The 14907-nt window shown below is 58.5% G+C and carries 16 protein-coding genes; 7 read left to right on the plus strand and 9 right to left on the minus strand.

Going from position 1 to position 14907, the window contains the following annotated elements; genetic code table 11:
• Positions 1-7: 7 nt before the first annotated feature.
• Genes ACR0AI_RS17280 through ACR0AI_RS17290 form a run of 3 tightly spaced genes read right to left on the minus strand, consistent with a single transcriptional unit; the run spans position 8 to position 4562 of the window.
• Positions 8-3049 (minus strand): efflux RND transporter permease subunit, encoded by a 3042-nt coding sequence (locus ACR0AI_RS17280; RefSeq protein ID WP_480675845.1) that lies wholly within the window; start codon positions 3047-3049, stop codon positions 8-10.
• 11 nt (positions 3050-3060) lie between these two features.
• Positions 3061-4098, minus strand: a complete 1038-nt coding sequence (locus ACR0AI_RS17285) for an efflux RND transporter periplasmic adaptor subunit (protein ID WP_480675847.1) — start codon at positions 4096-4098, stop codon at positions 3061-3063.
• Positions 4095-4562: a MarR family transcriptional regulator gene (locus ACR0AI_RS17290; protein WP_170718857.1), complete on the minus strand. Its 468-nt coding sequence runs from the start codon at positions 4560-4562 to the stop codon at positions 4095-4097. The genes ACR0AI_RS17285 and ACR0AI_RS17290 overlap by 4 nt, the downstream gene beginning before the upstream one ends.
• Positions 4563-4730: 168 nt before the next feature.
• On the opposite strand from ACR0AI_RS17290, the gene ACR0AI_RS17295 reads away from it, so the two are divergent.
• Positions 4731-5855 carry a beta-ketoacyl-ACP synthase III gene (locus ACR0AI_RS17295; RefSeq protein ID WP_480675850.1) on the plus strand — a complete coding sequence of 375 codons (1125 nt, stop codon included), beginning with the start codon at positions 4731-4733 and terminating at the stop codon, positions 5853-5855.
• Between the two features lie 87 nt (positions 5856-5942).
• Here the strand turns inward: ACR0AI_RS17295 and ACR0AI_RS17300 are convergent, their stop codons facing one another.
• Positions 5943-6404, minus strand: a complete 462-nt coding sequence (locus ACR0AI_RS17300; protein ID WP_170374695.1) for a hypothetical protein — start codon at positions 6402-6404, stop codon at positions 5943-5945.
• Positions 6405-6762: 358 nt separating this feature from the next.
• Here ACR0AI_RS17300 and ACR0AI_RS17305 point away from each other — a divergent pair, with 358 nt between their 5' ends.
• Complete coding sequence (locus ACR0AI_RS17305; protein WP_480675852.1) at positions 6763-7341, plus strand: thymidine kinase; 579 nt, start codon at positions 6763-6765, stop codon at positions 7339-7341.
• On the opposite strand, the gene ACR0AI_RS17310 is transcribed toward ACR0AI_RS17305, so the two are convergent.
• From ACR0AI_RS17310 to ACR0AI_RS17330, 5 genes are all read right to left on the minus strand, one after another.
• Positions 7338-8288 carry a 2-hydroxyacid dehydrogenase gene (locus ACR0AI_RS17310; RefSeq protein ID WP_480675854.1) on the minus strand — a complete coding sequence of 317 codons (951 nt, stop codon included), beginning with the start codon at positions 8286-8288 and terminating at the stop codon, positions 7338-7340. The genes ACR0AI_RS17305 and ACR0AI_RS17310 overlap by 4 nt on opposite strands.
• Positions 8288-8626: a tRNA-binding protein gene (locus ACR0AI_RS17315; protein ID WP_480675856.1), complete on the minus strand. Its 339-nt coding sequence runs from the start codon at positions 8624-8626 to the stop codon at positions 8288-8290. Before ACR0AI_RS17315 ends, ACR0AI_RS17310 begins: the two co-directional genes overlap by 1 nt.
• On the minus strand, positions 8619-9434 hold the full coding sequence (proC, locus tag ACR0AI_RS17320; protein WP_480675858.1) for a pyrroline-5-carboxylate reductase: 816 nt from the start codon (positions 9432-9434) through the stop codon (positions 8619-8621). Before proC ends, ACR0AI_RS17315 begins: the two co-directional genes overlap by 8 nt.
• Before the next feature lie 38 nt (positions 9435-9472).
• A complete protein-coding gene (locus ACR0AI_RS17325; RefSeq protein WP_170468281.1) occupies positions 9473-9973 on the minus strand; it encodes a type III secretion system chaperone family protein in 501 nt (166 codons plus the stop codon).
• Between the two features lie 310 nt (positions 9974-10283).
• Positions 10284-10532, minus strand: coding sequence for an accessory factor UbiK family protein (locus ACR0AI_RS17330; protein ID WP_050604795.1), 249 nt, complete (start codon positions 10530-10532; stop codon positions 10284-10286).
• A gap of 97 nt (positions 10533-10629) precedes the next feature.
• On the opposite strand from ACR0AI_RS17330, the gene lgt reads away from it, so the two are divergent.
• The 5 genes from lgt (at position 10630) to ACR0AI_RS17355 (ending at position 14846) form a co-directional block, all read left to right on the plus strand.
• A complete protein-coding gene (lgt, locus tag ACR0AI_RS17335; protein ID WP_480675860.1) occupies positions 10630-11517 on the plus strand; it encodes a prolipoprotein diacylglyceryl transferase in 888 nt (295 codons plus the stop codon).
• The gene (locus ACR0AI_RS17340) at positions 11514-12581 is read left to right on the plus strand and encodes a class I SAM-dependent methyltransferase (protein WP_480675862.1); all 1068 of its coding nucleotides are present in this window, start codon (positions 11514-11516) and stop codon (positions 12579-12581) included. Before lgt ends, ACR0AI_RS17340 begins: the two co-directional genes overlap by 4 nt.
• Positions 12578-13336, plus strand: a complete 759-nt coding sequence (gene pgeF / locus ACR0AI_RS17345) for a peptidoglycan editing factor PgeF (protein ID WP_480675864.1) — start codon at positions 12578-12580, stop codon at positions 13334-13336. Before ACR0AI_RS17340 ends, pgeF begins: the two co-directional genes overlap by 4 nt.
• Before the next feature lie 273 nt (positions 13337-13609).
• Complete coding sequence (locus tag ACR0AI_RS17350; protein WP_480675866.1) at positions 13610-13738, plus strand: hypothetical protein; 129 nt, start codon at positions 13610-13612, stop codon at positions 13736-13738.
• 325 nt (positions 13739-14063) lie between these two features.
• On the plus strand, positions 14064-14846 hold the full coding sequence (locus ACR0AI_RS17355; protein ID WP_170468290.1) for a Hint domain-containing protein: 783 nt from the start codon (positions 14064-14066) through the stop codon (positions 14844-14846).
• Positions 14847-14907 lie beyond the last annotated feature (61 nt).

The following is a 14907-nucleotide window of genomic DNA, read 5'->3' on the forward strand; positions in this document are numbered from 1 at the left end:
TTTTCATTTAAGCAGCGATCGCTTGCCGCTTCTCATCTCGCTGGAAGAACAGCAGATAGAATACCGGAGCCGCGACCATGGTCAGGACCGTGGCAAAAGCCAGCCCGCCCATGATTGTAACTGCCATTGAGACAAAGAACGCATCCGTCAGCAGCGGCGCCATCCCAAGGATCGTTGTAATTGCCGCCAGCATCACCGGCCGCAGACGCGAGACGGATGCTTCGATGATTGACTCCTGCAGCGGTTTGCCTGTTGCGCGGACCAGATCAATCTCTTCGACCAGAACGATGCCATTCTTGATCAGCATTCCCGACAGGCTGAGCAGACCCAGAAGCGCCGTAAAGGTGAACGGCAGTCCGGTGCCCAGCAAACCGATCACCACGCCGTTCACGGACATGGGCACCAACAGCCAGATGATGACCGGTTGGCGGATTGCATTGAACAGCAGGACCGAGATCAGCACCATGATCAACAGGCTAAGCGGCAATTGCCTGCCAAGGCTCTCTTGCGCATCGCCCGAGTCCTCGAACTCGCCGCCCCATTCCATACGATAGCCGGGTGGCAGGTCCATCTCTTCAATCGTTGCGCGCAGCTCGGAATGCACCTGCGCCGCGGTCACATCCGGCGGGATATCTGCGCCAACGGTGATGGTCAGAACCCGGTTGCGCCGGTGGACCTCGGTGTTGAGCAGCTGGTATTCGAACCCATCTACCATCTGTTCGATGGGTACGAATTGGCCTGACTGATCTGAATACACGACTTGGTCGACAATCGAATAGTCACCCTCTGCAGGGCGGCGCAGAATGATCGGGATCAGGCGGTCGCGCTCTCGCAGGACGCCACCGGTAATGCCGTCGGTCGAGAATTGCAGCGTGGCCGCAATATCTTCACGCGAAACACCGGCTGTCTGCGCGCGTTCGGTTGCGTAGATCGGTTGCACCGCCAGCTCTTTCTCGCGCCAGTCATGATGGATGTTCAGCGCGTTCGGCGTAGCAGCCGCCATGCGTTGAACCGCTTCGTCCGCCAACTGCCGCAGCACGGCTGGGTCGCTACCCGAGAAGCGGGCTTGAATCGGGGTGCCTCCACCCGGACCAAAGACCAGACGTTTGGTGCGAAACTCGCTTTCAGGGAACTGAGCCACCCCAAAGGCTTCAAGCTCGGCCTGCAGCGTTGGGATATCCTCGAGCGTTTCCGTCCGAATGATCATGTGACCGTAGCTTGGGTTCGGGTCTTCAGCGCTATAGGTCAGCATGAAACGGGTCGCGCCTTGCCCGACAAACGTGGTGACGGACACCACATCGTCTCGTTCCGCCAGCCAATCCTCGACCACGGCCATATCCGCCGACGTACGCGAGATCGGTGTGCCCTGAGGCAGCTTATAGTGGACAAAGAACAGCGGCGTATTCGAGTCCGGGAAGAACTGCTGCTTCATCAGGCCGAAGCCCGCATAGCAGGCCACCGTCACAGCGATCAGCCCGGCCACAACGAGCCAGCGGAACCGCAACGCCCAGCGCAGGATCGCGCCATAGACACGGAACAGAAGGCTGCCATAAGCGTCAACTTCACCCTCTTTCCCCTGCTTGAAGAAGTAATGCGCCAACATCGGTGTTACTGTGATTGCCAGAACCCAGCTGAGCAGCAATGAGATCCCGATAACTGCAAAGAGCGAGAACAGGAACTCTCCGGTCGCGTCGGGGCTGAGACCGATGCCCGCAAAGGCCATGATGCCGATGACAGTCGCGCCCAGCAGTGGGATCTGCGTTTTCGATGCCACCTCATCCGCTGCATCGCGCGAGGATTTGCCGCGCAGCATCGAGATCTGCATGCCCTCGGCCACCACGATGGCATTGTCCACCAACATCCCCATCGCAATGATCAGGGCACCCAGCGAAATCCGCTCCATCTCAATCGAGAACAGCGCCATGAACAGCAACGTGCCGACCACAGTCAGTAGCAACGTTGTCCCGACCACAATGGCAGCGCGCCAGCCCATGAAGAGGCCCAGAACAGCGACCACAATGATCACGGACATGGCCAGGTTCACAAGAAAGTCGTTCGAGGCTTGCTCGACCACCACGTGTTGCTGGTAGATGGGCAGAATTTCCACGCCAAAGGGGATTTGCGTATCCAGTTCCGCAAATTTGGCATCTGCGCGCTTACCTACTTCGACGATGTTCTCGGCGGCCAAACCGGCAATGCCCAGCGTAAAGGCCTCGGTCCCATCGAAGCGGATCATGATATCCGGGTCGGTCTGACGGGCGCGGTAAACGTTGGACATGTCAAACAGGTTGATCACCTGCCCTTGCGAGCCGACCGACAACCCTGCGATGGCCGATACACTATCCGACCCTTCGGCTGTCAGAATGGTGGTGCGGTCGTTCTCGGACCGAACCGAGCCGGAGGAGTTGACCGAATCCGCGTTGGCAATCGCCTCGTTGATGGCTTGGATGGGGACATTCTGGTTCACCGAGATGGACAGATCCGGTTCGATGAAGATCGCCTCTTGCGGCAGGCCCTGAACCTCGACATCGGCAACGCCGTCGACCGTTAACAGCTCACGCCGCAGAAACGTCGCCAATTCGTGCTTTTCAGCGTCCGAGAACCCTTCGGCCGTGACTGCATAGAACAGGCCGAACACGTCGCCGAAACCGTCATTGACGAAGGGCTGATTTACACCGGATGGCAGGCCCCGCGCCGCGTCGCGCACCTTGGCACGCAGGCGAGTCCAGATGGCGGGCAATTCGCTGCCGTCATAGGTGGATTTGATCTCAACCTCGATCAGGGACTGCCCCGGCTGGTTCAACGAGGTGATCGTATCCACTTCGCCCATTTGCTGGATCGCCGATTCCAGAGGCTCGGACACTTCCAGCGCCACTTGCTCGGCCGTAGCGCCGGGGTATTGCGTGATGATGACCGCGTTTTTGATTGTAAAAGCCGGGTCCTCCAGACGCCCCAGGGAAAGGAAGCCCCATATGCCGCCAAACAGGGCGATCAAGATGATCAGCCACGTGTAAAGCGGCCGGTCGATAGATGCGCGTGCAATTCTCATCAGCCCGCCCCTTAGTTCGAGAAGCCGGTGAAACGGCGCACGCTCTGGCCATCTGTCAACGCCGAGCCACCTGCAACAACCACCTCATCGCCGTCTGACAAGCCGGTCAGAACACGGACTTCGCCAGTCTGAGTCGGTTCGATGGTTACGGGTGCAAGGCGTACCGTGCCCTCGTCTGCGCCAGCCGGAGAGAAGACCATCACGCCCAGCCCGCCGTCTGCGCCAGCGACGATGGCAGACGCCGGAAGAACGATCCCGGTGCGGCCATCCCTGACATGCACGTTCACCGACACGGACGAGCCGGGCAGAATCTGCAGGCCCTCAGGCGGGGTCAGGCCGAACTGAATGCGGAAAGTTTGTCCCACGCTCGAGGTCTCGGCGTCGAACTCGCGGATTTCTAGCGGGAAGACTTCGTCGCTTACGGGGAATTTGGCGTTGATCGTAATGTCATCCTGTTGCCCCGAGCGTTGGAACAGAATCTCGGGGACGTCCACCTCGATCCGCAGTTCCGACATATCGTGAATACGCACGATCGGCGTCCCCGCCGACACGGTGGTAAAGGCCTCAACTGCGCGGCTTGACACGAGCGCGTCGAAAGGGGCTGTCAGTGTCGCGTGTTCCAGTTCGTATTCCGCGTCGCGTACAGCGATAGCGGCCAGTTGCGCTTCGGTTTCGGAATCATCGACCGCCACTTGGCTGGCGGTAGTGCCGCGCAACCGCGACAGGCGCGCGACGGTGCGGTCGGCCTGTTCTTTCTGCAAGCGGGCACGATCCAGCCTGAGTTCAAACGGCTCCTGATCCAGACGGGCAATCAGACCGTCCTTTGGGATGACGAACCCTTCGGTGACGGGCATCTCGACAATCTGCCCCGGAACCTGAAAGGCCAGATCAACGGTCTGACGCGCAGCAACGCGGCCGAAAAACTGCCGTGTGAAACCCGGTGCCGTTTCCTGCACCTGCATCAACTTGACCGGTTTCGCAGTCTCTTGCGCGACAAGCGGCGTCGCCAATACGGCCAGCAGAAGGCCCAGAGAAGTCAGCTGTTTCATTTCTTCAATCCCTCGGGAATTCCCGTTTTCAGTACGTTGTCACGAATCTTGCTCGCCATCCGGGCGAACTCGGCTGTTTCTTCTGCGTTCAGGCCAGAGGCCTTGTGAAACAGATCACCGGCTGCTGACACCAACATATCCCGCGCGCGCTCGCCTTGTTCGGTCAGCACCAGCAGCCAGGCACGGCGATCGTTGGGATCGCGCTGGCGTGCCAGATAGCCAGCTTCTTCCAGAGCATCCGCAGTGGCCGTAATGGTGGAGGGCACGCTGAGCATATCGGCTGCCAGAACACCCATCCGTTTGGGCTCATCCAGCTTGATCAGCATATGGCATTCGGGGTGGCTCAGGTCAGTTTCGATGGTGTCGAAGGTCTCTTCGAGTTTCCAATAGAGCGCATAGACGCCCATAATGGCCTGAATTTCAGGGCTCAGGCGGCCAAGCCTGTCGCTGATACTGTCAGACATAGAAGAGTCTCCGAGACGTCGTTGCGGGTCATATACTTCAAATTATGAACTATTCAATAACTGAAGTTGAGAATCGTCTTCGAGCCTAGCTTCCCTCGGGTAACCAAGACTTGATCAAATGCCCCTGTGACTGCATTTTGAGCAAACCCAAAACGTTCAGGACTTGCCATGTATATCCCTGCAATCACCGGTACAGGCGTTTTCACGCCCGAAAACGTCATCACCAATGCCGAGCTGGTGCAAGCCTTCAACGCCTATGCCGACAAGGTGAATGCAGAGAACGCCCAGGCAATCGAGGCCGGACAGATGGAGCCGATGCAGCACTCCTCCGAGGAGTTCATCGTCAAGGCGTCCGGCATCGAAAACCGCTATGTGATGGATAAATCCGGCGTGTTGGACCCCGACACCATGCACCCCGCTTTGCGCCAGCGCAGCGATGACGAGCCGGGGATCATGACCGAAATGGCGGTGGATGCCTGCAACAAAGCACTGGCGCAGGCTGGTCGGACAGCGGCAGATGTCGATCTGGTGATCTGCGCGGCCTCTAACCACGAACGGGCCTACCCGGCCATCGCCATCGAAATACAGCAGGCTTTGGGCATCAATGGATTTGGGTTTGACATGAATGTCGCCTGTTCCTCGGCCACGTTTGGCATTCAGGCGGCAGCGGATATGGTGCGGTCGGGTTCGGTTCGGTCCGCATTGGTGGTGAACCCCGAAATCTGCTCGGGCCATCTGGAATGGCGCGACCGGGATTGTCATTTCATCTTTGGCGATGTGGCCACCGCCACCCTGATCGAACGCATCGAAGACGCGCAAGGCCCGCATTTTGAGGTCCTGTCGACCCGCTGCGCCACCAGCTTCTCGAACAATATTCGCAACAATAACGGCTTCCTGCGCCGCTCACGCCCTGATGGGTTGATCGACCGGCGCGACATGCAGTTCATGCAGAACGGGCGCAAGGTCTTTAAGGAAGTCCTGCCCATGGTCAGCCAGCATATCAGCGACCACATGGAGGCCGAAGGCATCAGCAGTGACGACCTTACACGCCTGTGGCTGCATCAGGCCAACAAGACCATGAACGATTTCATCGGCAAGAAGGTCCTTGGACGTGTACCCGAGGCGGGTGAGCAACCCAACATCCTGCAAGACTATGCAAACACGTCCTCAGCCGGGTCGATTATCGCCTTCTCCAAATACTCGGACGATCTTGAAGACGGGGATATCGGGCTGATCTGCTCGTTCGGGGCTGGCTATTCGGTTGGGTCCGTTATCGTGAAACGGAAGTCCTGATCCGACGCTGTATTAGAGAAGCCGTCAGGTGGCAGCGCAGTCAATGCGTTCAAACAACGACGTCCCAAAGGCGCCCGATGCCAGTTCTTAACTGACGCTTTCTTCTTCGAGATGCAGTTTCATCTCAATAAGAACCTGCTGCAAAAGGCTGGTTTCTTTCAGCAGGCGCTTGGCTTCGTTGACGGTAATGATCCCGTCTTCGATGGCCGCCTGATACTCGGTCATCAGCATGGCGAAACGCTGGCTCAGGGCGATGACATCCGCGTTCACGCCACCTGTACGCGGAGAATCCGTGTTGCGATCCCCGTAAGACAGGGTGATGTTCTTCAAGTCCGCCAACGCCGAGGTAACATGCGGATAGTTAGCCGCGTTCTCTAGCCGCGCCACTGCATCGACGGGCATGAATCGATCCGCGTGTTCCGAATTATCCGAATAGTAACGGCCCAGCGTCGCCTTGGATTTGCCAGTGATCTCGCACGCGGCTTCGATCCCGACATCTTTCACCAAGGCTTCGGTGTGTTTCTTAAGATAGGCCCCGATATCTGCCATAGTTCTACCCTTGCTACCTGCGCGCGCCGCCCCTTCTGTCCGTTTTGGGGGAAAGCATAGGGAAATTTCCCATAACCGAGTCATAATTGAAATGCCATAAATTGACTATCCCTCAGATATGCGAGGGTTTTGTGAGTGAGTGGCGGCCGTTCAGTGCCGGTAATGAGTAATCGTGAGGCAATATTGTTCAGCCTCACTCCGTTTTGGTCACATGTTGACCGATGGCGTCGCTGTTGCATGCGCAAGGTTCCATCCCCAAAGAGCATCTGCTCGGCCTCTGCAATCGTAACGGCGACGTCGCTTCCCCCTGCTCGATTGATGGCTTGTTCGATTGGCTTTCGCGCTTTAGACCCGCCGCATGGCAAAACTTTATTTCAACTACTCGACGATGAATGCGGGCAAATCGACCGTATTGCTGCAGGCCTCACACAATTACCGTGAGCGCGGCATGAAGACCTATCTGATGACCGCCGCCGTGGACGGGCGCGCCGGTGTGGGGCGGATCGCCTCGCGTATCGGGATTTCCGAAGAGGCCGATACCTTCCGCCCGGAGGATGACGTTTTTGCCATGATCGAAACGCGCCAGAAGGCCGATCAGATCGCCTGTGTCTTTGTGGACGAGGCCCAGTTTCTATCCGAGGATCAGGTCTGGCAACTGGCCCGCGCCGTGGATGACCTGAAGCTCCCGGTGCTGGCTTATGGCTTAAGGGTAGATTTCCAGGGCAAACTCTTCCCCGGTTCAGCCGCCTTGCTGGCCTTGGCCGATGAGATGCGAGAGGTCCGCACCATCTGCGAATGCGGACGCAAGGCCACGATGGTGATTCGGCAGGACGAGAATGGCCGTGCGATCACCGAGGGTGCTCAGGTTCAGATTGGCGGGAACGAGACCTATGTCTCGCTCTGCCGCAAACACTGGCGTGAGGCGGTCGGCGACTAGACCGGATTCGGCAAGTCGCGCCCGGCGGCAAAGGCGGCCACATTATCCAAGGCCATATGCCCCATGCCGGTTCGCACTTCTTCTGTGGCAGTGCCCAGATGCGGCAGCAGAGTGACATTCTGCATCTCGCGCAGTGCCTTTGGCACAGTAGGCTCGAACTCGTAGACGTCCAGCCCGGCCCCGGCGATCTTGCCTGCTTGCAACGCGCTGATCAGAGCAGTTTCATCCACCACCTCACCCCGAGCGATGTTCACCAGAATGGCCAAGGGGTTCATGGCCTCAAGCACTGAGGCATTGATCAGATGGCGTGTCTCAGCCCCGCCCGGAACGGCCAGAACCAGGAAATCGACCGAGGCCGCAAGTACCGAGAGATCGGGGATGAACTCGGCCTCAAAATCAAGCTGCTTGGCTCTACGGGATTGGTACGCGACTCGCATGCCGAAACCGAAGTGACAGCGCCGCGCGATAGCCTGACCGATGCGGCCCATGCCGACGATACCCACCCGCTTGCCGGTGACGTGATGCCCCAACATCTGCGTGGGATGCCAACCCTGCCAGTTTTCAGCCCGCACCAGACGCTCCCCCTCACCCGCGCGCCGCGCGGTCGAGAGGAGCAAGGTCATGGCGATATCAGCGGTCGCATCCGTGACCGCTCCGGGCGTGTTGGTGACAGCGATGCCTAAGGCGCGCGCGGCCTCGACATTGATATGATTGTAGCCGACGCCGAAATTGGCCAACAGCTTGCAGCGGGGCTCAGGCACTTTGGCGAAGACTTCGGCCGAGAACAGGTCGCCCAGGGTGGGCACAACAATGTCATATTCCTGCAACGCCCCCACCATCTCATCCTCGGAAAGCGGAGTGGTTGCGGGGCGAACCTCAACATCGAACTCGGCGGCTGCCCGTGCTTCGACCGCCGATGTCATCGGGCGTGTGATCCAGAGTTTCATCAGTGCATCCTTCCGCCAACGGGGACTTTGCCATCCGGACCGATCAACACGATCTCACCAATTTCGTCCGGTAGACCCAACACCAGAACCTCGGACATGAACTTCCCGATCTGGCGCGGCGGGAAGTTGACCACAGCCATCACCTGCTTGCCGATCAGTGTCGACGGATCGTAATGCGCAGTGATCTGGGCCGAGGTTTTGCGCTCGCCAATTTCGTCGCCGAAATCGATCCACATCTTGATGGCGGGCTTACGGGCTTCGGGATAGGGCTCGGCGTGGATGACCACACCGACGCGGATGTCGACTTTCAGAAAGTCGTCGAAGGAAATCTCACTCACGGCCCAACTCCTTGGAACGGTCGGTCGCAGCCTTGACGGCGCGGTGCAGCAGATTTGGGAAACCCTCTGCTTCGTGCATCAGAACCTCTAGCGCGGCCTGTGTCGTGCCGTTGGGCGAGGTTACGTTGACCCGCAACTGCGAGGGGTCTTCCTCGGCGGCCATGGCCAAGGCACCGGCACCTGCAACCGTGGATTTCGCCAGTTTCATGGCCAGCTCATGCGGCAGACCCTGCGCCTGCCCTGCGGCGGCCAGCGTTTCGATCAGGTGAAACACATAGGCGGGGCCAGAGCCGCTGACGCCGGTGACCGCATCTATCTGAGCCTCATCTGACAGACGCACGGTTTCCCCAATAGCCGACAGCAGGTTTTCCGCAAGGTCCAAATCGTCGCCGGACACATGTGCGTTGCCGATCATCGCCGTGATGCCCTGACGGATCGCCGCCGGAGTGTTCGGCATGGCCCGTATAATCGGTGTGCCCTCGCCCAGCACGTCTTCGAACGTTGCAATCGAGGTGCCAGCCGCAACGGAAACGAACAGGCTGCCACCGCCACCGAGGGCCTGTATTGCGGGCAGCGCCTCGCCCATCATTTGCGGTTTGACGGCCACCAGCACGACTGCGGGGGATTCGGGCAGTGGCGTGTTGATGTTGACGCCCTGCAGTTTCAGCCAGTCCGAGGGGTAAGGATCAATCACCCAAACGGAAGCGGCGGGCAGGCCATGATCCAGCCAACCCGCCAACATCGCGGACCCCATCTTTCCGCATCCCAATAACACAAGGCCCTGCTCGGCCACGCGCGACATGTCCATGCTTGCCCCTCCCCTATTCAACGGTTCAGGGCAAAGGTTTACGCTCGGCCGTAGGCCTCTGCAATGGCGACTTGCATCGCTTCTTCCGGATCGCGATTGCCCCAAGTGACCAGTTGAATCGCCGGGTAGTAGCGCTCGGCGCTCAACACCGCGGCGTTGATCATCGTGTCGATCTGATCAGGGCTTGCAGTCTGACCGCCCGCCAGAACCAGGCCGTAGCGATAGACCATAAGCTTCTGGTTCGCCCAGTATGTGAAAGCGCCCGCCCAGCACTGATCATTCATCTTGTTGAGCAGCTCATACAGCTCACTCTCACGCTCCGCCGGAGGCTCCATCTCGAATGAGCAAACCATGCGCAGCGTTTCGTCATAGTTGGACCAGGCCAACGTGATCGAATAGGTCCGCCACTGCCCTTCGACAGCCATGGCGATCTGATCGTCGCCGATGCGGTCAAAATCCCAGTCGTGATGTTCGGCCAGATGTTCAACAATATCGATTGGATGAAGGTCTTCTTCGAGAAACTGCTCGGAAAGGGCCATAATGCCACCTCACTACTCTCTAGCATTTCGGGGCTGGCAGCGCCCCAGCGCTAGTTGCCTGCTCTACAAGCCGGGCTTCCCCCGTAGGCCTGTACCAAATATGGTGCGCCGCAAGAGGGTGTCTGGCAACCCCATTTCTTGGGGATAACAGCAATAAGTTGTGGACAGTCGGCAACGACGATCAAAATATTGGCGTTTCACGCAGCTTTGTCTTGATTAATTTCTGCAAGGCGGCATGATACACAACACCGCACAATCCGACCTTGGATTGCGCGGCGCTAATCTTGACTTAAAAATTTGGGTATGGACGTTACTTGTCCAGTTTCGCCTCAAGCGCGGCGATGCGCGCCTCAAGCGCGGCGTTCTCTTCGCGGGCCTTCTGGGCCATGGCGCGCACAGCGTCGAATTCTTCACGCGTGACGAAATCACGGTCGGCCAGCCAACGGTCAATCATCGACTTCATCGCATTCTCGGCCTCTTCGCGTGCGCCCTGTGCCACACCCATGGCGTTGGTCATCAGCTGTGAAACGTCGTCGAGGATCTTGTTGCGGGTTTGCATGGCTTTTCTCCGAAATCGCGGTTGTATCCTATATGGGGAAGGATTGGCGCAGGCTCAAGGTTGACTTGCCCTGCAAACCCCGGGCAATGAGACGCACATGCAGGCTGTTCTGAATTTCCCCGATCTGTCGCCCGAGCTGTTCTCGATCTCACTGTTCGGGATGGAGTTCGCGCTCAGGTGGTACGCGCTGGCTTATATTGTCGGCATTCTGATTGCCTGGCGTCTGGCCGTGATGGCCCTGCGGCGTCCGGCCCTTTGGCGCAATGAGACGCCACCCATGAAGCCCGAACAGTTGGATGACCTGCTGACCTGGATCATCATCGGCGTCATTTTAGGTGGACGGCTGGGTTTTGTGCTGTTCTATCAACCGGCCTACTACTTGTCGCACCCGGCAGATATCCTGAAGGTCTGGCAAGGCGGCATGGCCTTTCACGGAGGGCTGCTTGGGGTGATTGTCGCCTCATACCTCTATGGTCGCCGTCACAACATTCCGACTCTGTCGTTGGGCGATCTGGTGGCCTACACCGTCCCGCCCGGCCTGTTGCTGGGGCGGCTTGCCAATTTCATCAACGCCGAACTTTGGGGCCGACCAAGCGAATTGCCATGGGCCGTGATCTTTCCCGGCTTCGCGGCGCAGGACTGCCCCGGCGTCGTGGCCGGTATGTGTGCCCGTCACCCCTCGCAACTATACGAAGCCGCGCTAGAGGGTGTCCTATTGGGCGCAGTCCTTCTGTGGCTGGTCTACCGGCGCGGCGCGTTTCGGAAACCCGGCCTGATCATGGGCGTTTTCCTCGCAGGCTACGGGGCGTCCCGCTTACTGGTCGAGTTTGTCCGTCAGCCCGATGCGCAGTTCATCTCGCCCGGCAACCCGCTTGGGCTGGCGTGGCATATCGGCGGCTACGGCCTGACAATGGGGCAAATCCTGTCCCTGCCGATGATTGCTCTTGGGCTATGGTTCGCCCTGCGCGCCCGGCGAACGGCATGAGCCTGCACGCACTTCTGATCGCCCGAATCCGGCAAGACGGCCCGATGACGCTGGCCGACTACATGACCGAATGCCTGCTACACCCAACTTTGGGCTATTACCCAACGCGCGATCCGTTCGGCGCGCAGGGGGACTTCACGACTGCACCGGAAATCAGTCAGATGTTCGGCGAGTTGATCGGCCTATCACTGGCGCAAAGCTGGATGGATCAGGGGCAGCCATCTAAGTTTGCTCTGGCCGAACTTGGACCGGGTCGCGGTACGCTGATGGTGGATATCCTACGGGCGACCCGCTCGGTTCCCGGTTTTCATGCGGCGGCCAAGGTTGTTCTACTGGAAGCCTCCGAGACGCTCCGAGACGTGCAAAAGGCAACCCTGAAAGATCACAACCCGCAGTGGATCACCAATGTCGGCGAGTTGCCGGACATGCCGCTCTTTCTCGTGGCGAATGAGTTCTTTGACGCCCTGCCCATCCGTCAATTCCTGCGTGAGGGCGTCACTTGGTGCGAACGATTGATCGGTGAGGCCGATGGCGCGCTGAGTTTTGGCCTTGGCCCGGCCGCACCACAAGTGGCACTGCAGGACCGGCTGTCCGATACGCGAGACGGGGATCTCGTCGAACTCTGCGCTGCTGCAATTCCGATTCTGACCATCCTCGCCAGCCGAATCGCGCAGAACGGAGGGGCTGCTCTGATCGTGGACTATGGTGACTGGCGCTCGCTTGGCGATACGCTTCAGGCCCTAAAGGCGCATGAGCGTGTTGACCCTCTGCAAACCCCCGGTCAGACAGACCTGACCGCGCATGTGGATTTTGAGCCCCTGGCGCTGGCGGCGAAGGCCGCAGGCTGTGCTCATACCCGCCTGACACCACAGGGTATTTTTCTGGAACGTCTGGGAATCACCGCCCGTGCACAGGCTCTGGCCAAGGGCATAGGCGGCTCCAAGCTTGATGAACTGGTGGCCGCACATCGCCGGTTGACGCATCCAGATGAAATGGGAAATCTGTTCAAAGTGCTGGGCCTCTACCCGCCCCAAGCTGTGCCTCCACCGGGACTGGAACCATGACTTTGGAAATTCTCACATCGGATATGCTCGACCCCGTAAAACACGGCTTTTTCAGCCGTAGAGGCGGCGCATCCTCGGGTGTCTTCGCTGGATTGAACTGCGGTTATGGATCATCCGATCAGACAGAGATCGTAGCCCTGAATCGCCGACGAGTTGCTGATGCGATGGATGTCGCGCCCGAGGCGCTGGTTGGTATTCATCAGGTTCATTCGCCCGATGTGCTGACGGTAGATGCGCCCCTTACGGGTGACAAACCCAAGGCGGATGCACTTGTGACCGCCACGCCCGGGTTGGCTCTGACAATTCTGACCGCGGACTGCCAGCCTGTGCTTTTCTGCGACCCTGACGCGAACGTGATCGGCGCCGCCCATGCTGGCTGGCGCGGAGCTTTGGACGGCGTGTTGGAGGCCACGTTGGACGCGATGGAGGCATTGGGCGCCACGCGCGAAAACACGCGTGCCGTGATCGGGCCATCCATTTCGCAGCCGGCCTATGAGGTCGGCCCCGAGTTTCTGGATGCGTTCATGGCGGAGTCTCCAGAAAACAGCCGATTCTTCGCCAATGGCACCGAGGACCGGATGCAATTTGATTTGCCAGCCTTTGGTCTGCATAAACTGCGTCAAGCGGGTGTTGGGCAGGCAGAATGGACCCGGCACTGTACTTATTCCGATCCGGATCGCTTTTATTCGTACCGCCGGACAACACACGCCAAAGAGGCGGATTACGGGCGGTTGATTTCGGCGATCAGATTGTAGATTAGGCCCCAATTAAGGCAAAACCGCCACCTTTCCGCCACATTTATTGTGTTTATCTGACACAGAATCGTAGTGAATTTTGTGCCAGTACTCAGAAGGTTATCTGTCTTTGCCGACAAATGAATGCTGGCACCTCAAACAGAGGAACCGCCAACCTTTATTTTTTGTCCGTTTTTGATCCCGGTTAAGCCTTATCCCTGCCGCAAACACGCGGCACGTTAAGTCTACACACACGGAATGAGGCTCAGACCTCCGATCGAGCAGGACCAGAAAATGAAACAGAAATCTCGCTTTCTCAGCTCGGTCATTCAGGCCGCACAGGACCCGAAACTGGATATGCCGTGGAAGCGAGTTTCAAGCCATTCTGTCAGGGTTGCACGCCGTCTGGCGACGCGACGCTGAAACAGAAAGCCAACGGAACCAAGCTGCCGGTTCCATTTGGTAAACGCGCACCGGGTAGTGCTCCGGTCCGGTGTGCGTGGGATGCAACGAAAACTGCATCCTGAGTTCGGAGCGTGTTTGTGGGCATTTTCGCCCGCGCTGTACGAGTTTGTCTGGGGGGTCAATGGATTGACCAATGGAATGCGAAATTGCTTCGCTGTGCGCTGCGGCCATCGCCAGTGCCCAGGGGTTGACCATTTATTTCAAGACAAAGAACCGAACCGACAGATGGGCCTGCATGGGGGTATGCCCCGTCTGATCCGGTTCTAGAAGGAACGGAATATTTATGACTATTCCAAAATCACTGGCCATTGCTGCCAGAAATGCTGTCGAAACCTCGGCATTGCTTCGCGACACTCCGCGACCGACTACAAAACAGAAAGCCCAGCTGCGCCGTTACGAAGTGAGCGCCCTGCTCAAAAACGGAGACATTGCGCAAACCCGGCATATCGCACCTGCCCTGCCGATGTTCGAGGACGCCTTTTGCGCCTTCTCACGGGGGTCACTTGTGGAAACCGAACAAGGGCCGATGGCGATCGAGGACCTGCTGCCCGGCGACACAGTACTGACGCAGGATGGGACCTCCGAGACCGTTTTGTGGAAGGGCTCGGTGACGCTGATACCGGGTCGCGAGGACTCTCGCGGGCGCACCCGTCCGTTGACCCGCATCATGGCCGATACCTTTGGTATGCAAAAACCGATGTCCGGTGTGATTGCAGGACCTGCCGCGCGTCTGCTTGGCACCCCAGCCCATTTGCGGCGCCTGCATGGCGGGTCACCGATTCTGACGCCTGTCGCCGAATTTCAGGACGGAATGGGAGTTGTAGAAACAATGCCGCCCACTCCGGTAGAATTGTTTCACATTTGCCTGAAAAAACACTCCGTCATCCGTGTAGACGGCCTGCCCTTTGAAACCTATCATCCAGGTGCTAATGCGGTTCGCATGATCAGCCATTCGTTACGGTCGATCTATCTGAACCTGTTCGCGCATATCGAATCGCTGAACGATTTTGGCCCGTTGCTTATGCCGCGCGCCGGAGACGGAGAGATCGACGCGATATCAGCGTGAAGTGTTAAAGAGTACTGCAGAGTGGGGGCTTTATGCAGATTTTGATAGGATGGGCTTTGAC

The organism is Ruegeria sp. BG3 (genome assembly GCF_056538485.1).